Raw genomic sequence first — 17,213 nt, 5'->3', positions numbered from 1 at the left:
TAGAGCCGGGTTCAGTCATCGTGGACGACGGCGATACGGAGAACGGGACGACGGCCTTACTGGCAGGAGAGCACGCCCTGCTGGTGGACGGCGACCCGTGGACGGCCCGGGGCCACTTCGCGGCGGCCTACGACCGGGCCGAACGCGGCGGCGACCCGCACATGCTCGCCCGTGCGGCGCTGGGCCTGGGCGGGCTCTGGGCACAGGAGCAGCGCACGGTGGCGGACGCGGCGGCGACCCGGACCCGGCAGCGCGCGGCGCTGCGCCGCCTGGACCCCCGGTCCGTGCTGGCGCTGCGGCTGCGCATCAGGTTGACCGCCGAGGTGGCGTACCGCACCGGGGAGCCCGGCCCGGCCCTCGCGCAGGTCGCCGAGGCCCGCGCCGCCGGGGACGCGGTGGCGAAGGTGGAGGCCCTCACGCTGGCGCACTACTGCGCCATGGGTCCCGGGCACGGGCCGCTGCGGCTGGAACTGGCCCAGGAGCTGATCGGCGAGGCGTCCAGGACGGGCCGTCCCGGCGACCTGCTGGTGGGCCTGCTGCTGCACACCGTCGACCTCTTCCTCGACGCCCACCCGCACGCCGCCCGCAGCCTGGCGGAACTGCGAGAGCACCTCGCGGGCCACGAGCACCGGGCCGTCCGGGCCGTGGTGGAGGTGATCGAGGTGATGCTGGGCATCCGCGCGGGCCGGTTCGCGGCGGCCGGTGCGGCGGCCGGCACGTGGGCCGAGCACGGCGCCACGGCCGCGGGCGTCAACGCGCGGGCCTGGTACGGCGGGCAGCTCGGCACGATCCGCTGGTTCCAGGGCCGCATCGCCGAACTGCGGCCGATGCTGGCGGACCTGGTGGACTCGCCCACGCTCAGCGAGACCGACTACTCCACCTACGCGTCGCTGGCGCTCGCCGCGGCTTCGGCGGACGACCGCCCCCTGGCCGCGAGCATGCTCGCGCGGCTGCGCGGCCGCGGGCTGGCCGCCCTCCCGCAGGCGGCGACCTGGCTGCTGACGATGTACTGCGTGACCGAGACGGCCTGGCTGCTCGGGGACACCGTGGCCGCGGCCGAGGCGGCGGACCTGCTGGCGCCCTACGCCCGGCTCCCGGTGATCGCGGCGCACGGGATCACCTGCCTGGGCTCGGTCCACCACAGCCTGGGAATGGCCGCGTTGACCACCGACGACACCGACGCGGCGGTCCGTCACCTGCGCGCAGCCGTCCAGGACAACATGACGCTCGGGCACTGGCCGGCCACCGCGCTGTCGCGTGCCCGCCTCGCCCAGGCACTCGCGCTCCCGGGCCGGTCGCAGGACCTGGCCGCGGCCGAAGCGGAACTGGTCGTGGCCGCGAAGGAGACCGCGGAACTGCACATGCCGCCGCCGCCCGGCATCGAACGAGGCACCGTGCGCCTGCGGGACGCCGCCGCCGGTGCACCCGGCCGGGCGACCGCGGTGGTGTGCCGGCGGCGCGGCAAGCACTGGGACGTCGAGCTGAGCGGACGGACCGTAGCCGTCGACCACTGCGTGGGCCTGGAGTACCTGGCGGTGCTCATGGCCAACCCGGGCCAGGAGATGCCCGCGGCCGAGCTCGCGGCCGGTCATGGCGGGCAGGCGCCGGCAGACTCCGCGACAGTCGGCCAGCCGCTGCTGGACGACGCCGCGAAGCGGCAGTACAGGCAACGGCTCGCCGACTTACAGGACCATGCCGACCGCTCCGACCTGGCCGGCGACCCGGACCGCGCCGCGGAACTGCGGCGCGAGCGGGACTGGCTCATCGCGGAGCTGGCGTCGGCCACGGGGCTCGGCGGCCGGGCGCGCCGGTTCGCCGACAACGACGAACGGGCCCGGATCGCCGTGGGGAAGGCGATCAGGCGTGCGCTCGACCGGGTCGCCGACGCCGACCCGGTCCTCGGCGCCGAACTGCGCGCACGCGTGCGGACCGGGCTGCGATGCTGCTACCTCGGCCCCCGAGCGGAACACCTTCAGCGCGCCACGCCGCGCCCATGATGTGCGGAGGGGAAGGCGGCTTGGATTATCAGGCCGCCGGTTTGGCGGGGGTGTGCGGTCAGGGTTCCGTTGTGGGCCAGGGCTATCGCGTGCGCGATGGACAGGCCGAGGCCGTGGTGGCCGTCGCCGCGCGCGGTCCGGTCGAGGCGCTGGAACGGCTCTAGGAGCCGGGCCACCTGCTCGGGCGGGACGACCGGGCCGGTGTTGCCGACGGTGATCACGGCTTGGCCGTCGCGGGAGCCGGTCGCCACCTCGACGGTTCCGCCGGGCACGTTGTACTGCATCGCGTTGTCGACGAGGTTGGCCACGAGGCGCTCGACCAGGGCGGGATCGCCGGCGGTCGTCGCGGGGGCGATCCGCGGGTCCAGGCGCGGGCCGTCGGCGGACGTCTCCGGACGCGCCGCCAGCACCCGCCGGGTGAGCGCGGCGAGGTCCACCGGGACGCGGCTCTCCAGGCCCCGCTCGCTGGTGGCGAGGGTGAGCAGGGACTCCAGCAGCCGTGCCTGCTGGTCGCTGATCGTCAGGACGCGCTCGAAGGTCGCGCGGAACGCCTCGAGGGTCGGCCGGCGGTCGGTGAGCGTCTCCTCCAGCAGCGCGTGTTCGAGGGTGAGCGGGGTGCGGAGTTCGTGCGCGGCGTTGGCGACGAAGCGCTTCTGCGCGTCGAGCGCGGCGTCCAGGCGCCCGAGCAGGCCGTCCACGGTGTCGGCGAGGTCCTTGAGCTCGTCGCGCGGGCCGGTGAAGGCCAGCCGCTCGTGGACGTTGCGCGCCGAGATGTGCCGGACGGTGGTGGTCATCGTGCGCAGCGGGCGCAGCACCCGTCCCGCGACGAGCCAGCCGAGCGCCAGGGAGACCACCAGCATGATCGCCATGGCGATCCCGCCCTGGGTGAGGAACCCGTGCACCAGCGTGTGATGCTGCTGCGCCCTCCAGGCGCCGATCGAATCGGGCGTCCCGGGGGGCAGGCCGAGCCGGGACGCGCAGTTCTCCTCCGTCATGTCGACGCACGGCATTCTCACCCTGAAGATCGTGTTCCTCCGGAGGAGCAGGAACGTGATCGCCAGCAGGGCGACGCCGGAGACGGCGAACAGCGCCCCGTACAGCAGGGTGAGGCGCATCCGGACCGTCCGCGGCACCCTGTGCGCGAGCGCCCTCATATCCGGTAGCCGCTCTGCGGGACGGTCTCGATCACGGGCGGGGATCCCAGCTTGGCCCGCAGGCGGTTGATGGTCGCCTTGACCGTGGTGGTGAACGGGTCCGCGGCCTCGTCCCAGACGCGTTCCAGCAGTTCCTCGGCGGAGACGACGCGTCCTCCCGCGGCGAGCAGGTACTCCAGCACCGCGAGCTCCTTCGGGCTGAGCGCCAGGCGCAGCCCGGAGCGGGTGACGACGCGCTGCGCCGGGTCGAGCCGCAGGTCGCCGTGCTCCAGGATCGGCGGCAGCGCCGGCTGCGCCCGCCGCCCGAGGGCGCGGATCCGCGCGACCAGCTCGGCGTACGCGAACGGTTTCGGCAGGTAGTCGTCGGCGCCGAGGCTGAGACCGTCGACCCGGTCGGCGATCGTGCCCGACGCGGTGAGCATCAGCACCCGGGTCCGGCGGTGCGGCCCGGCGGCCAGGGCGCGGCAGACGTCGTCGCCGTGCACCACGGGGAGATCGCGGTCGAGGACGACCACGTCGTAGTCGGTCAGCGCCGTGCGGTCGAGCGCGGCCCGGCCGTCGAGGGCGACGTCCACGGCCATCCCCTCGCGGTGCAGGACGCGGGCCACGGAGTCCGCCAGCTCCGCGTGGTCCTCTGCCACCAGCACTCTCATCGCCGGTCAGCCTGCCCGAGCCGCGGTCACAGCCGGGTCACAGCCTCTCGCACCGTCATGTGACCGCCCCTTCCCTAGAACTTGACCTCGCAAGGGATACCCCCCGGAAAGGGGAACGATGAACAGGGCTTCTGTGTTGCTGGCCGTCTCGGCCGCCTCTCTCGCCATGGTCACCGCGGGGTGCGGCGGCTCCGGCGGCTCCGGCGGTTCGGGTTCCGGCGCGTCCGGCGCGAAGGCGGCCGCCACGGCGGACCAGGGAGTGAAGCACGCGCAGTGCATGCGCGAGAACGGCCTCCCCGGCTACCCCGACCCCGGCCAGGGCGACGGGAACACGACGAAGAACCTCCCGTCCCGCGACTCTCCGGAGTTCAAGAAGGCGCAGCAGGCGTGCCAGTCGCTGGAGCCGCCCGAGAACCAGCCCGGTACGCCGGAGAACGCCGAGCTGCAGCAGAAGATGCTGAAGTACGCCCAGTGCATGCGCAAGAACGGCGTCCCGAACTTCCCCGACCCGCAGAACGGGCGCATCCTGGTGAAGCTGGGCACCATCGACGGCAACTCGCCGCAGTTCAAGAAGGCCGTGCAGGCCTGCCGCCACCTCGAATCCGGCGGGGCCGGCAAGGGCGCCGGCGGGTGAGGGACTCGATGAGCACCAGAGTGACCGAACCGGGCCTGGAGACGCGGGACGCGCCCGCCCGGCCACGGCGGCGGAGCAGGCGCCGCAGAATGCTCGGCGGTGCCGCACTCGCGGTCGTGGCCGTGGGCGGCGGCGTGGCCATCGCAGTGACGGGCTCGTACAGCGACGACGGCAAGCCCTCAACGAGCGCCGGTGCCGGGACATCGCTCGTAGCGGTCCAGGAGGGCCCGCTCTCTTCGCAGGTCGACCAGAGCGGGACGCTCGCGTACGCGGGCGGCGCCGACGGGACCCCGTACCCGGTGGTCAACCAGGCGAAGGGGACGTACACCCGGCTGCCGGTTGCGGGCACCCAGATCGACTGCGGCGAGACGCTGTACAAGGTCGACCAGGAACCGGTGATCCTGGTCTGCGGAAGCACGCCCGCGTACCGGGACCTGGCCGTGGGCGACGACGGCAAGGACGTCCGGGCGCTGAACAAGACCCTGGTGGACGAGGGGTACGCCGCCAAGTCCGAGCTCGATCCGGGCTCGAAGCACTTCGGCTCGGCGACCGTGACGGCCCTGGAGAAGCTTCAGGACGACCGCGGCGCCGACGTGACGGGCAAGCTGGACCTTGGCCAGGCCGTGTTCCTGCCCGGCCCCCTGCGGATCGGCAAGGTGACGGCCCAGAACGGCACGGGCGCCGCCCCGGGCCGTCCGATCATGGAGGCGTCGTCGAACCGGCGCGAGGTGATCGTGAAGCTCGACGCGTCCCAGCAGTCCGAGGTCAAGAAGGGCGACCCGGCGCAGATCACGCTGCCGGACAACCGGACCACGTCCGGCGTGGTCAGCCGGATCGGCACGGTCGCGGCCGCGGCGTCCTCCGACAAGGACTCCGGCTCGCAGCCCGCCACGCTCCCGGTCTCCATCACGCTCAAGCATCCGAAGGACGCCGGGACCCTTGATCAGGCACCGGTCCAGGTGCAGATCACCACGGGCGGCGTCAAGAACGCGCTGATCGTTCCGGTGACCGCGCTCATCGGCCAGGCCGGCGGGGGATACGCGGTCGAGATCGCGGCGGGGGGCGACGGCCGGACCCGGATCGTGCCCGTCACGCTCGGACTGTTCGACAACGCCAATGGACGGGTGCAGGTCTCCGGAGCCCTGACGGCCGCCGACCGAGTGGTGGTGCCGTCGACGTGAGCGAGACTCGTTCGGGGGCGCAGCCCCTGCACCCCGGGATCGTGCCGAACGTCCTCGAACTGGAGCGGGTCACCAAGACGTACGGCACGCAGCCCCCTGTCCACGCGCTGCGCGGCGTGAGCTTCACCGTGCGGCGCGGGGAACTCGTCGCGATCGTCGGGCCGTCGGGGTCGGGCAAGTCCACGCTGCTGCACATCCTCGGCACGCTCGACCGGCCCAGCGAGGGCACCGTACGGATCGACGGGGAGGACGTCGCGTCGCTCACCGACCGCCAGCTCGCGTCCCTGCGCGCGCGCAGCATCGGCTTCGTCTTCCAGCAGTTCTTCCTGTCCGAGCACACCACCGTCCTGGAGAACGTCGCGGACGGCCTGCTGTACGGCGGCGCGAGCCGCGCCGAGCGGCGCGAACGGGCGGCGGAGGCGCTCAACCGGGTCGGGCTGGAGGACCGGGCGGGCTTCCGCCCGAGCAAGCTCTCCGGCGGGCAGCGCCAGCGCGTGGCGATCGCCCGCGCCCTGGTCGGCCGCCCGGCGATCGTGCTCGCCGACGAGCCGACCGGGAACCTCGACAGCGGGACGGGCGCGTCGATCATCGAGCTGCTGCACGAGCTCAACGCCGACGGGGCGACGATCCTGGTGATCACGCACGACGGCGGGCTGGCCGCCCGCATGCCCCGCCAGCTGCACGTCCTCGATGGGCGGATCGTCACCGACAGCGGAGCGCGTTCGATGGAGGGCGTATGAGGCTGTCCGACCAGCTGCGCGTGGCCGGCATCGGAATCCGGGCCCGCCGCCTGCGGGCCGCCCTGTCCGCGCTCGGGATAGCGATCGGCACCGCGGCGATCGTCGCGGTGCTCGGTTTGTCCGCGTCTTCGCAGGCCGGGCTCCTGGCGCAGATCGACCAGCTCGGCACGAACCTGCTGACCGCGAACACCGGCCAGTCGGTCACCGGAGGGACGGCGCAACTCCCGGTCGCCGCGCCGCAGCGGATCTCGCACCTCCCCGACGTCGAGCAGGTGGCGCACGCCGGTGCCCTGGAGAACGCGAACGTGTACCGCAGCCCGCTGATCCCGGCGATCAACACCAACTCCCTGGCGGTACGGGCCGCCAGCCTCAACCTCCCCGAAGTGATCGGGACCGGTGTGGCGCAGGGCCGCTGGCTGAACACGGCGACCGAGCGCCAGCCGGTCACGGTGCTCGGCGCGCTCGCGGCGCAGCGCCTCGGCATCGACCGCGTCTATCCGGGCGAGCGGATCTGGCTGAAGAACCAGTGGTTCTACGTCGCCGGAATCCTGAAGCCCGCGACGCTGTCGACCGACATTGACACCAGTGCCCTGATCGGCTACCCGGCCGCGGAGCGCTACCTCAGCTACGCGACCGTCGACCGGGGCAAGGCGGTGGCCGGACCGCCGACCACGGTGTACGCGCGGGCCCGGATGGACAAGGTGGACGCGGTGCAGGGCGTGCTCGCGCAGACCGCGAACCCCGAGTCGCCCGGCGACGTCGACGTCAGCCAGCCGTCCGACGCGCTCACCGCGCGGGCCGCCGCGGAGGGCGCGTTCAACAGCCTGTTCCTCGGGCTCGGCGTGGTCGCGCTGATCGTGGGCGCGGTCGGGGTCGCGAATATCATGATCATCTCGGTGCTGGAGCGTCGATCGGAGATCGGGCTGCGGCGGGCGCTCGGTGCGACCCGGGGGCACATCCGCACCCAGTTCCTGTCCGAGGCGGTCATGCTCGCGTTGCTCGGCGGGGTCGCCGGCGTCGCGGCCGGCGCGCTGACCACCGCGGTCTACGCGAACGCGAAGGGCTGGGCGGTGGTCATCCCCGTCCAGGCGTGGGCCGGCGGGATCGGCGCCGCGATCCTGATCGGTGCGATCGCCGGCCTGCTGCCGGCCCTGCGGGCCGCCCGCCTCTCCCCGACCGAGGCGCTGCGCACGCTGTGAGCGCCGGCCACAGGTGCATAGGAAACCCCTATAGCGTCTGCTGACATTTCGTCTTTGCTTATGGTTCTTTTCCGGCCGTACCGTGAAACGGCTCGACGATCGCGCACTTCTCATGTCGAGCGAACGAACACGGAATCGAGAGGACCACTGGCATGACTACGACCGGAAACGGATCGGGAACGCAAGAACTCGCGGGAAAGCGGGCTTTGGTCACGGGTGGTTCCCGCGGAATCGGAGCGGCCGTCGTCCGCGCGCTCCTGGACGCGGGCGCCGAGGTGTTCACGACCGCGAGGTCGGCGACGGGCACCGTGCCGGAGGGGGTCGCCTTCGTGCAGGCCGACGTGCGGACGAGGGCCGGAGCGGAGGCGATCGCCGCGGCCGCGCAGGAGACGCTTGGCGGGGTGGACGTCCTGGTCCACAACGCGGGTGGCGCGGGACCGTACCCGGGCGCCTCCGCCATCCCCGACGAGGTGTGGCAGGACGCGCTGGAGTTGAACTTCCTGGCGTCGGTGCGGCTGGACGCGCTGCTCACACCGGGAATGCGGGAACGGCGTTCGGGGGCGATCGTGCACGTCTCCTCCGCCGCAGTCCTCACCCCGATGGGCCAGTTCCTCCACTACACGGCGGCGAAGGCGGCGCTGGAGAACTACAGCCGAGGGCTGGCCTCGGAGCTGGCCCCGTCCGGAATCCGGGTCAACACCGTGAGTCCCGGCAGGACCGCCACCCCCGGCGGCGAGGCGACGCGGGAGCAGTGGGCGGCCCTGGCCGCGGCACCGGGCGAGGTCAACGCCGACGACACCGCGCCCCTGGGACGCGATGGCCGGCCCGACGACATCGCCGACGCGGTGCTGTTCCTCGTGTCCGAGCGGGCGAGCTGGCTGACCGGAAGGAATCTCATCGTGGACGGCGGCGAATTCCCCATGGGGTGAAGCCTTCCGCTATTCCGGAACGCCGGTTTCGGCCGTCAGGACGCCGGTGAAAAGGAAACGGATTCCGACCATTTCTCCTGGCGCAGGAGATCGAGCAGGGCCGTTTCCGCCGGGCCGGCGCCTTCCCGGACCACGGCGATGACGGGCTGCGAGACGGCCGGAAACACCGGACGAACGAGGTGCTCGTAACCGTGGGGCACCGCCGAGGCCGGAACGAGCGTCACGCCCAGCCCGTGGGCGGCCCAGCGCACGGCCGTCGCCGTCTGGGACACGCGGGCGACGGTGGCCGGGGCCAGATCGTTGTCCCTCAGCACGTTCAGCAGCACGCCATCGAGCGCGCTGTCGCGGTCGAACCGCACCCACGGCTCCCCCTGCAGTTCGCGCAGCTCGACCCGGTCCGCGGCGAGCTGCCGGTGCCCGGCGCCCAGCACCACGACGAACTCCTCGTCGCCGAGGTGGTGGGCGTCGGCGGGGCTCCGCTCGCACGCCGCCATCAGGGCCAGGTCCAGGACGCCCCGGCGGCACAGCCGCTCCAGCTCGGCGGAGCTCGGCTCCTCGAAGACGGAGACCTCCAGCCGCGCGAAGCGCCGGCGCAGCACACCCAGCGCACCCGGCAGCTGCCGCGTCCCGAAGCCCATCTGCGCCGCGACCACCAGCTCGCCCACCAGCTCGTCGGCACCGGCCCGCGCCGTCGCCCTCGCCCGCCGCGCCGCGTTCACCGCGACCTCCGCCTCCCGCAGGAACGCGCGGCCGACCACGGTGGGCACCAGCCCGGTCGGCGTGCGGGCGAACAGCTGCACGCCGAGTTCCCGCTCCAGGCCGCGGATCTGCTGGGACACCGACGGTTGAGCGACGCGCAGTAGTTCCGCCGCCGCCGTCACCGAACCCTCCTCGGCAACGGCCAGCGCGTACTCGTACTGACGAAGGCTCATCGGCTCCCGCCCCCTCCCCGCGGTGGCCGGCAACCCACGCCGCCGCCATCGTTGTAATGACGATTACAGCACGCGAGCCGACGCGTTATTCCAGGCCAAGCTCGCGATCACCGGCACCACGACGCCCAGGCGGTGGCGGCGGCGAAGCCCCCAAGGCCAGGGCGAGGTCCGTGAGGCCGGTTCCTACGCCGTGTTCTCGTGGACGGTGACCGCCAGTTCGACGGTCGAGTAGATCGGCAGGAACCGGGTGAAGCCGGTGGTGCGCAGCACCTCGCGGATCCGCAGGTTCACGGCGGTCAGCGCGAGCGTGCCGGCGCCGCGACCGGGCTCGGACCCGCCGGGGTCGGTGCGGTCGTCCGCGCTCAGCAGCCGGTGGATGCCCGCCAGCACGCTGAGCCCGCTGGAGTCGATGAACGCGACGCCGGCGAAGTCCAGCACCAGGTGGTGGGCGCCGCGCCCGAGCAGGGAGGCCAGATGGTCCCGCAACTGCGGGGCGGTATAGACGTCCACTTCCCCGATCACCGTCACGATGGCCAGATCCGTGTGCACCGGATCGAATCTGCTCTCGACGGTCAGGCCCATGACGGATGGCGGCCGGGGGTTCATCCGGCGGTCATGGCCGACAGGCCGGCGGCGTGACGGTCGGTCTCTCCGGAGGCGTGGACGATCACGACTCCATCGTGAATCGCGGTCATCACCATCGTGCCACCTCCGCGTCCAGGGATCACCGGCATACCCGCACAAAGCCCGATCATTCAATTCTCTCGTTTCGGACCGGGTTGACGGAAAGACCGAAATGACGGGCGGGTGGAAACGGGGATGATTTCCGTGGTACGGCGGCCGGCGTCAGGTGTGCGACGAATCGCGGAGACGCCGCCACCAATGCCATGGCTCGGTGCCTTCCATCATGCCGGTCATCACACCGGTGACGGTGGCGGCGGCCTTGGCGCGGGCGCGGGCGGTGCGGCGCTTGGCGAGCCACGCCCCGGCGACCAGCGGCGTGCCGGTGAGCGCGTAGACGCCCAGCAGGCCCAGCCCTTCCCCCCAGGTGCCCTGCAGCAGGTACGCCAGCCCGAACACGGCGCACCCGATCGAGGTCAGGGTCAGCCCGCACACCAGCGTGCCCGCGGCCGCGACACCTGCGCCGACGGCCACCACGCGGGTCCCCGACCACGCCACCGCCCGTACCCGCGCGACGCCGGCGGTCACCGCCGTGCCCGGCGGGGCGGCGCCGGCGGCGGGCCCCGTCTCGTGCCGCCGGTTCGCGCCTTGCCCATGGTCGTCGGTCGCCGTTCCCGGTCGCGCCGGCACTGCCGCCACCAACCTCTCATCTCGCCTCGTACTTGCGCGGTGACTGAAAGTCATAAGCGTTCCACGCTGCCAGATCATCTGGTGAGCGGTCCGGACCGGGCGATTACCGGCGTGTCGCGTCCACGCCTCCCCGGCCCGCGATAGGCGCATTGCGGTGGACACCGGCCGCGGCCGACAGTACCGTCACAATGTGTGCCGCCTCCGGCACATCATCCATGGCCCTCCCGAACTCGCTGCCATGCAAGATGCGGGAGGGCCATGGATATGGAGGCTTTCCGTCCCAGGTCAAGGATGATCTGCGACTCCGGCGGCAGTGGAAAGCCGTAGCCATTTCAACAAGAGGACATGCGGTCCTCCGAAGCCGGACGCGAACCGGTTGTATCGTGGCACGCTGCGAGCGCTTCAGCGGCGGTGAAACGCGCCGCAGTCCGACATTGTTTCGCCATCCGGCCGGACCACGGCCGCGGATGGACCAGCGGCGCAGCCGGCCTGCGCCCGAAGGCTCAGGGGGCCTGGTGGAACTCGCGCTGATGCTGTGCCTGCCCAGAGACGGCGAGACGGCACATGTGACGCGGGACGTGCTGGACGCCGCGCTCAAGGTCCTCGGATGCACGCCCGCCACGCGCTCCGACATCGCCTTGGCCCTCGGTGAGGCGTGCGCCAACGTCATCCAGCACGCCCACCCCGGCGACGAATACGAGGTCCGCATCCGCATCCTCGACCGCAGGTGCGTGATCGAGGTCGTCGACACCGGCCGCGGCTTCGACGCCCTCGCCCTGGAGAAGGCCGCCCAGAGCGCCCGGACCACCGCCGAGCACGGGCGCGGCCTGCAGATCATCAACGCCCTCGCCGACAACCTCCAGATCGCCAACCGGCGCGTCCAGGGCGCCATCGTCCGCTTCGAGATCCCGCTGAAGTGGGAGGCCGAGTCGGCGGGCAGCCACCTGATCACCGAAATCGACGCGCCGGTTTAGGCCCCCGACCGAACGCCGAGGCCGCCCAACGCGGATGCCCGCGACCATCTTTACCTTCCGTTGATACGGGTATGACGGCGAGGTAAGGAGCGTGATCCGATGGGGATGGTGGCCGATCGGCGGGCCGACAAAGCCGTGTTCAGCGTCGACAGCCGAGGCGAGTGGGCGCGGATCACCGTGACCGGCGAACTGGATCTCACCACGGCGCCGATGTTCAAGGACCATCTGGCGCAGGCGATGATCGGCCGCGTCCCGCCGCGGGTGCTGGTGGACGTCAGCAAGATGAGGTTCTGCGATTCCTCGGCCCTGAACGAATTCCTGCGGGCGCACAAGCGGATCAGTGCTCTGCGCGGACGGCTGGTCCTGCTGAGCCCCACCGACCGCTTCACCAGGATCCTGCGCACGATGGGCCTGGACCGCGTGTTCGAGATCAGCGAAAGCCCGGCCGCCGTGATCGCCTGACAGCCCCCACTACCGCCGTTACAGCTCGCCCGCTGATGCCGGGCGTCCCACCTGGCACGATCCTCGGCTCGTCGCACCCGCGTGGGCGATGAGGAGTTCGCTGACGCCGCAGAGGTTGACATGCCCGGACGCCACATACTTATAATCTGAGTTGTAGGTTTCCTCCTGATGGAGGGCAGGGTTCCCCGGGGATGGAGGCCCCGGGAGGTCTTCGGAGGTGAAGCGACGATGCTGCTGACGTCGATCGATCCGTTCGTGCAGGAGTTCGAGCGCCAGTTCGACCGGGCGGTCCGGCAGGCCGGGCTGAACGGCCGCGGCGAGGGCGCGGGCATGCCGATGGACGGGATCCGCCGCGCCGACGACGTCGTCCTGCGGTTCGACCTGCCCGGGGTGGACCCCGGCTCGATCGAGGTCACCGTCGACCGGGGCGTGCTGACGGTGACGGCCCGCCGCGAGGAGGAGTTCGGCGAGGGCGAGCGCGTCTTCGTCCGAGAGCGGACGATGGGCGCCTTCACCCGCCGGGTGTACCTGTCGGAGCACCTGGACGCCGACGCGATCGAGGCCGCCTACAACAACGGCGTCCTCGCGGTCCGCATCCCGGTCCTGGAGAAGGCGCGGCCGCGCAAGGTCGCCATCCAGCACGCCGGCGAGACGCCGCACGCGATCGGTAGCTGACCAGGGGCGTCGACGAGAGCCCGGACGGTCTGCCACCGGCGTTGCGCCCGTGGAACGAGCGGACGCCGGCGGCAGGCCGTCCGAGGGCTTGGGCGCCGCGACCGGCAGAGAGGAAACGGCAGCCGGTGAAACTTCCCATGGACGACGAGCACGCCGCCCTGTTCACCGTCGGCCAGGTCGCCGACATGCTGCAGGTGCAACAGGCGTTCCTGCGCCGCATCGACACCCAGCAGGTCGTCTCGCCGCAGCGCTCGGCCGGTGGCCAGCGCCGTTACAGCCGCTCGGAGATCGGCCGCATCCAGCAGGTCGTCACCATGATGGACGAGGGAATGACGCTCCCGGCGATCCGGCGGATCCTCGAGTTGCAGCACGAGCTCGCCGAGATCACCCGCGAACGCGACGAGCTCACCCGCCTGCTGGCCGCCCGGTCCCGTGCCGGGGCCCCTCCCGGCACCGCGGGCCGATAGTCCCCGGCTTCCCCGGATCAGTCGTCTCATAAGGGGTAGGACGTCCCTCGCCACCTTCCCCTTCACGTGCACGTCCGCTGCCTTGGCTGGCACAACGACCACAGGAGCACCCCCCATGCCGACCGCCGAAACGGCCCCCGAACCGCCCGCACCCGTCCGCGGACATCGACGGCGGACGCCGCCGACCAGTCGTGACCGCGACGCCGAAACGATCCGTGCGGTGCTGAGGAAGAACGGGCATCCGGAGTTCTCCCGCCCCGGCGACGGCTTCTACGTCGACGGCGGCTACGACGGCGCCCCGTTCCTGGTGTCCTGCGCGTGCCGGACGCGACCGCGGCGGCTCAGCCCCGCCGCCGAAGTCGCCTCCTACATCACCACGCTGACGGCGGCCGGGATGCACGTCGAACCCCAGACCGGCCCCGACGCCAGCCCTCTGGTGTTGCAGGTCCGCACCGGGATTCCCGGCCTCACCTGAGGGAGGCGGTCAGCCCCAGCGCCAGTTCGGCCGTCTCGGCCATCTCCTTGGACGCGAGGGCGTCGTCCCCGAGCAGGCGCCGCAGCGTCAGGCCCGCGAGACGCATCAGGCCTCCTTCGCGGAGTCGTCGCCGTCGACCAGTACGGCCGCGGTCTGGGTGAGGTGCCGGACGAGGACCTCGGCGGCGGTGTCGGCGTCGCGGGCCAGGGCCGTCTCCTCCAGGCGGCGGTGCTCGGCGATGCCGTCCCGGCCGGGGTTGCGGTACGTCGACCAGCGGCGGGCCAGCTCGCTGGCGGCCCACAGCCGGTCGAAGGTCTCCAGCAGGACGGGGTTGCCGCACCCTTCCAGCAGGGTGCGGTGGAAGACCCGGTGGGCTTCGGACCATTCCTCGCTGTAGTAGTCGCCCTCGTCCGGCACGTACGGCGGGGTGCGGGCCAGCCGGTGGTGGGCGGCGCGCACGCGGGCCTCCCAGGCGACGTCGCCGCGCTCGATGGACATCCGCAGCACGACCGGCTCGATCGTGCGCCGGGCCTCGGTGATCTCCTGCCAGCGGCGGTCGGAGAAGGCGGGGACGGCGAAGCCGCGGTTGGGCAGCCGGTCGGCGAGGCCCTCGCCGACCAGCCGGACCAGCGCCTCGCGGACCACGGCCAGGCTCACGCCGTGCGCCTTGGCGAGGTCGTGCGGTTTGAGGGCGTCGCCGGGGGCGTGCCGCCCGCGCATGATCGCCTCGCGCAGCCGCGCGTGGACCTGCTCGGAGAGCATCCGCTTGCCCGGCGGGGCGGCGGTGGGGTCTGTCTGCGTCATGGGATCAGCATAGACGATCCGACAGATAATCGATTATCTGTGTTACCGTCGATTTGTGGGCGGCGGACGGCACGGCGCATCGTCGGCCCGTCTCAGCCCCCTACCAGGACGAACTGAAAGGAACGACCGCGATGACCGCCAACGACCCCTTCGCCCGCCTCCCCGAGGCGGCCTCCTTCACCGTTGCCAGCACCACCGTCGCCGACGGCGCCGCCTGGGCGCCCGAGCAGTTCTCCTCGGGCGTCCCCGGCGGAAAGGACGTCTCCCCGCAGCTGTCCTGGAGCGGCGCCCCGGAGGGCACCAAGAGCTACGCCGTCACCGTCTACGACCCGGACGCCCCCACCGGGTCGGGGTTCTGGCACTGGGCGGTCGCCGACATCCCGGCCACCGTCACCGAGTTGCCCGAGGGTGCCGGCGACGACACGGGCTCGGGCCTGCCCGAGGGCGCCTTCCAGATGCCCAACGACGCCCGCCTTGCCCGCTTCATCGGCGCCGCCCCGCCGGCCGGGCACGGTCCGCACCGCTACTTCGTCGTGGTGCACGCCCTCGACGTCGACTCCATCGGCGTCCCGGCCGACGCCACGCCGGCCTACCTCGGCTTCACCATGGCCGGGCACATCCTCGGCCGCGCCGTCCTCACCGCCACCGCCGAGACCCCCGCCTGACGAGCGCCCTGCCCGGCGAAAGGCGAAGGCCCTCGACCGCGGTCGAGGGCCTTCGGGGCGTGCGGGGTCAGGGCTTGGTCGGAGTGAGGTTGAGCATCGGCTTGCCGACGAACAGCGCCGTGCGGCCGAGCATCCCGTTGATGACGCCGGCCGCGGACGTGTACCAGGCGACCAGGGCGGTGATCACCCCGACGATGCCGCCGACCTTGATCGTCGTCTCGTTCGTGGAGAACTCGCCGATGAACAGGACGATCTCGGTGATCTCCAGGGTCAGGAAGACGGCGAACACGGCGAGGTTGACCTGCGTGCTCCACAGCAGCATGTACGTGTTGAAGATCGCGAAGGCCAGCAGGATCCAGCCGAGGTCGTTGTGGACCTGGTCGGGCGCGGTCGCCTTCGGGGAGACGAGCAGGATGTAGAGGCCGAGGCCGATCCAGAAGCCGCCGTACGTGGAGAAGGCGGTCGAGCCGAACACGTTGCGGTTGCGGAACTCCCACATCCCGGCCAGGAGCTGGACGAGGCCGCCGTAGCCGAGCGCGTAGCCGAGCCAGGCGTCGGTGCCGTCCGTCCAGCCGGCGTTCTTGGCGGAGAGCAGGAAGGTGGTGAGGGCGAACGCGGCGAGCCCGAGCGGGGCGGGGTCCGCGATCGCGGGCGGGGTTTGAGGAGTGGACTCTTGCTCGACATAGGTCATGGTGCCTCCTCGCTGGAGTCCCCACGTCGCGGCTTGCTCGGGAGCAGGCGGGGATGGACGAGGGAACGCGGGAACAGACGTTCGGAAAGGCCGCACCGGCGGGACAGGGACTCGCCTTGCCGCATGCTGGTCCGACCTCACCGTCATGCCGTGCATCTGGCGCGAGGTTGGACGCGCGTCAGATGCGCCCAGTAACTGCGGAGACCCGCAGTGTCGCCGGCCTCGAAGCGATCATAACTCCGCATGTGTCTCAGGTCACTGTCCTGTTTCACGTCACTTCACCAAAGAATCGCCAGAAGATGACGGACGTCCGCCGCCCGATGCGGCGTTCGGGCGGCGATGCGCTGAACAACGCGGAACATCGGTGGTCGCGGCGGTTCGGGGGTTGTTGCCTGCTTCCCAAGGATTTCGGCGAAGGGACGGCGGGATGAGCGTGTTCGGTGTCGACTACGCGTGGGGACGCCCGGGTGCGTCCGCGCTGGGCAAGGCGGGGGCGAAGTTCGTCTGCCGGTACCTCTCGCACGACACGACCGGCAAGAACCTGACGGCCGCCGAGGCGCGGGAGCTGTCGGCAGCCGGCCTGTGGCTCGTCGTCGTGTGGGAGAGCACCGCGTCGCGGGCGCTGTCGGGACGGGACGGCGGCGCCGTGGACGCGCGGGACGCCGCGTCCCAGGCGAAGGCCTGCGGGATGCCCGCGGACCGGCCGATCTACTTCGCGGTCGACTTCGACGCCACGCCGGAGCAGCAGGCGGCGATCAACGCGTATGCGGACGGCGCGGCGTCCGTGCTGGGGCGCGGGCGGGTCGGCCTGTACGGCGGGTACTGGCCGGTCAAGCGGGCTTTCGACGCGAAGAAAATTACGTTCGGGTGGCAGACGTACGCGTGGTCGGGCGGCAACTGGGACTCCCGCGCGCAGCTCCAGCAGTACTCGAACGACCACCGGATCAACGGGGTGGGGGTCGACTACGACCGGGCCGTCCACGACGACTACGGGCAGTGGAAGGCGGGCGGCGTGTCCGCGCCGCACGCCCCGGCGTGGCCCGGGCGGTACATCACGCAGCCGCCCGTCATGCGCGGCGACGACGTGCGGACGTGGCAGGCGCGGATGCGGGCCCGGGGATGGTCCATCACGGCGGACGGCGCGTACGGCCCGTCGTCGGAGGCGGTGTGCCGGGCGTTCCAGGGTGAGAAGGGGCTCGGCGTGGACGGGATCGTCGGCCCGGCGACATGGAAGGCCGCCTGGGACGCGCCGGTCACCTGACGGGCGGGG

The 17,213-nt window shown here is 72.0% G+C and carries 20 protein-coding genes; 13 read left to right on the top strand and 7 right to left on the bottom strand.

What is annotated here, in order from left to right:
• Positions 1–20: 20 nt before the first annotated feature.
• Entirely contained in the window at positions 21–1,997 is a 1,977-nt protein-coding gene (locus ABD296_RS01615) for an ATP-binding protein (protein WP_344260526.1), read from the top strand.
• On the opposite strand, the gene ABD296_RS01610 is transcribed toward ABD296_RS01615, so the two are convergent.
• On the bottom strand, positions 1,973–3,112 hold the full coding sequence (locus ABD296_RS01610; RefSeq protein ID WP_344260523.1) for a sensor histidine kinase: 1,140 nt from the start codon (positions 3,110–3,112) through the stop codon (positions 1,973–1,975). The genes ABD296_RS01615 and ABD296_RS01610 overlap by 25 nt on opposite strands.
• 35 nt (positions 3,113–3,147) lie before the next feature.
• Positions 3,148–3,804 (bottom strand): response regulator transcription factor, encoded by a 657-nt coding sequence (locus ABD296_RS01605; RefSeq protein ID WP_344260520.1) that lies wholly within the window; start codon positions 3,802–3,804, stop codon positions 3,148–3,150.
• A gap of 118 nt (positions 3,805–3,922) precedes the next feature.
• On the opposite strand from ABD296_RS01605, the gene ABD296_RS01600 reads away from it, so the two are divergent.
• The 5 genes from ABD296_RS01600 to ABD296_RS01580 all read left to right on the top strand — a co-directional run bounded on the left by ABD296_RS01600 (position 3,923) and on the right by ABD296_RS01580 (position 8,487).
• On the top strand, positions 3,923–4,438 hold the full coding sequence (locus ABD296_RS01600; RefSeq protein WP_344260518.1) for a hypothetical protein: 516 nt from the start codon (positions 3,923–3,925) through the stop codon (positions 4,436–4,438).
• An 8-nt stretch (positions 4,439–4,446) separates the two neighbouring features.
• The gene (locus ABD296_RS01595) at positions 4,447–5,619 is read left to right on the top strand and encodes an efflux RND transporter periplasmic adaptor subunit (protein WP_344260516.1); all 1,173 of its coding nucleotides are present in this window, start codon (positions 4,447–4,449) and stop codon (positions 5,617–5,619) included.
• Positions 5,616–6,359 (top strand): ABC transporter ATP-binding protein, encoded by a 744-nt coding sequence (locus tag ABD296_RS01590; protein ID WP_407061433.1) that lies wholly within the window; start codon positions 5,616–5,618, stop codon positions 6,357–6,359. The genes ABD296_RS01595 and ABD296_RS01590 overlap by 4 nt, the downstream gene beginning before the upstream one ends.
• Positions 6,356–7,558 carry an ABC transporter permease gene (locus ABD296_RS01585; protein WP_344260514.1) on the top strand — a complete coding sequence of 401 codons (1,203 nt, stop codon included), beginning with the start codon at positions 6,356–6,358 and terminating at the stop codon, positions 7,556–7,558. Before ABD296_RS01590 ends, ABD296_RS01585 begins: the two co-directional genes overlap by 4 nt.
• Positions 7,559–7,710: 152 nt before the next feature.
• Positions 7,711–8,487 (top strand): oxidoreductase, encoded by a 777-nt coding sequence (locus ABD296_RS01580; protein WP_344260512.1) that lies wholly within the window; start codon positions 7,711–7,713, stop codon positions 8,485–8,487.
• A 35-nt stretch (positions 8,488–8,522) separates the two neighbouring features.
• Here the strand turns inward: ABD296_RS01580 and ABD296_RS01575 are convergent, their stop codons facing one another.
• The 3 genes from ABD296_RS01575 to ABD296_RS01565 form a co-directional block, all read right to left on the bottom strand.
• Positions 8,523–9,419, bottom strand: coding sequence for a LysR family transcriptional regulator (locus ABD296_RS01575; protein WP_344260510.1), 897 nt, complete (start codon positions 9,417–9,419; stop codon positions 8,523–8,525).
• A 183-nt stretch (positions 9,420–9,602) separates the two neighbouring features.
• Positions 9,603–9,968: an STAS domain-containing protein gene (locus ABD296_RS01570; RefSeq protein WP_344260508.1), complete on the bottom strand. Its 366-nt coding sequence runs from the start codon at positions 9,966–9,968 to the stop codon at positions 9,603–9,605.
• Between the two features lie 297 nt (positions 9,969–10,265).
• The gene (locus ABD296_RS01565; RefSeq protein ID WP_344260506.1) at positions 10,266–10,739 is read right to left on the bottom strand and encodes a hypothetical protein; all 474 of its coding nucleotides are present in this window, start codon (positions 10,737–10,739) and stop codon (positions 10,266–10,268) included.
• 506 nt (positions 10,740–11,245) lie between these two features.
• Between ABD296_RS01565 and ABD296_RS01560 the strand changes: the two genes are divergently transcribed.
• From ABD296_RS01560 to ABD296_RS01540, 5 genes are all read left to right on the top strand, one after another.
• Entirely contained in the window at positions 11,246–11,704 is a 459-nt protein-coding gene (locus ABD296_RS01560; protein ID WP_344260504.1) for an ATP-binding protein, read from the top strand.
• 99 nt (positions 11,705–11,803) lie between these two features.
• Positions 11,804–12,166: an STAS domain-containing protein gene (locus ABD296_RS01555; protein ID WP_344260502.1), complete on the top strand. Its 363-nt coding sequence runs from the start codon at positions 11,804–11,806 to the stop codon at positions 12,164–12,166.
• 228 nt (positions 12,167–12,394) lie between these two features.
• The gene (locus tag ABD296_RS01550) at positions 12,395–12,841 is read left to right on the top strand and encodes an Hsp20/alpha crystallin family protein (RefSeq protein ID WP_344260500.1); all 447 of its coding nucleotides are present in this window, start codon (positions 12,395–12,397) and stop codon (positions 12,839–12,841) included.
• A 125-nt stretch (positions 12,842–12,966) separates the two neighbouring features.
• Positions 12,967–13,308 (top strand): MerR family transcriptional regulator, encoded by a 342-nt coding sequence (locus ABD296_RS01545; RefSeq protein ID WP_344260498.1) that lies wholly within the window; start codon positions 12,967–12,969, stop codon positions 13,306–13,308.
• A 220-nt stretch (positions 13,309–13,528) separates the two neighbouring features.
• Positions 13,529–13,783 carry a hypothetical protein gene (locus ABD296_RS01540; protein ID WP_344260496.1) on the top strand — a complete coding sequence of 85 codons (255 nt, stop codon included), beginning with the start codon at positions 13,529–13,531 and terminating at the stop codon, positions 13,781–13,783.
• A 105-nt stretch (positions 13,784–13,888) separates the two neighbouring features.
• On the opposite strand, the gene ABD296_RS01535 is transcribed toward ABD296_RS01540, so the two are convergent.
• A complete protein-coding gene (locus ABD296_RS01535; RefSeq protein WP_344260494.1) occupies positions 13,889–14,587 on the bottom strand; it encodes a GntR family transcriptional regulator in 699 nt (232 codons plus the stop codon).
• A gap of 131 nt (positions 14,588–14,718) precedes the next feature.
• Between ABD296_RS01535 and ABD296_RS01530 the strand changes: the two genes are divergently transcribed.
• On the top strand, positions 14,719–15,252 hold the full coding sequence (locus tag ABD296_RS01530; RefSeq protein WP_344260492.1) for a YbhB/YbcL family Raf kinase inhibitor-like protein: 534 nt from the start codon (positions 14,719–14,721) through the stop codon (positions 15,250–15,252).
• A gap of 67 nt (positions 15,253–15,319) precedes the next feature.
• Here the strand turns inward: ABD296_RS01530 and ABD296_RS01525 are convergent, their stop codons facing one another.
• Entirely contained in the window at positions 15,320–15,943 is a 624-nt protein-coding gene (locus ABD296_RS01525) for an acetate uptake transporter (RefSeq protein ID WP_344260490.1), read from the bottom strand.
• A 427-nt stretch (positions 15,944–16,370) separates the two neighbouring features.
• Here ABD296_RS01525 and ABD296_RS01520 point away from each other — a divergent pair, with 427 nt between their 5' ends.
• Positions 16,371–17,204 carry a glycoside hydrolase domain-containing protein gene (locus tag ABD296_RS01520; RefSeq protein ID WP_344260488.1) on the top strand — a complete coding sequence of 278 codons (834 nt, stop codon included), beginning with the start codon at positions 16,371–16,373 and terminating at the stop codon, positions 17,202–17,204.
• Positions 17,205–17,213 lie beyond the last annotated feature (9 nt).

This window comes from Actinomadura napierensis (assembly GCF_039529375.1).
Classification (GTDB): Bacteria; Actinomycetota; Actinomycetes; order Streptosporangiales; family Streptosporangiaceae; genus Spirillospora; species Spirillospora napierensis.
The sequence above is the reverse complement of the archived record's forward strand: the minus strand, read 5'-3'. Positions and strand labels throughout refer to the sequence as shown.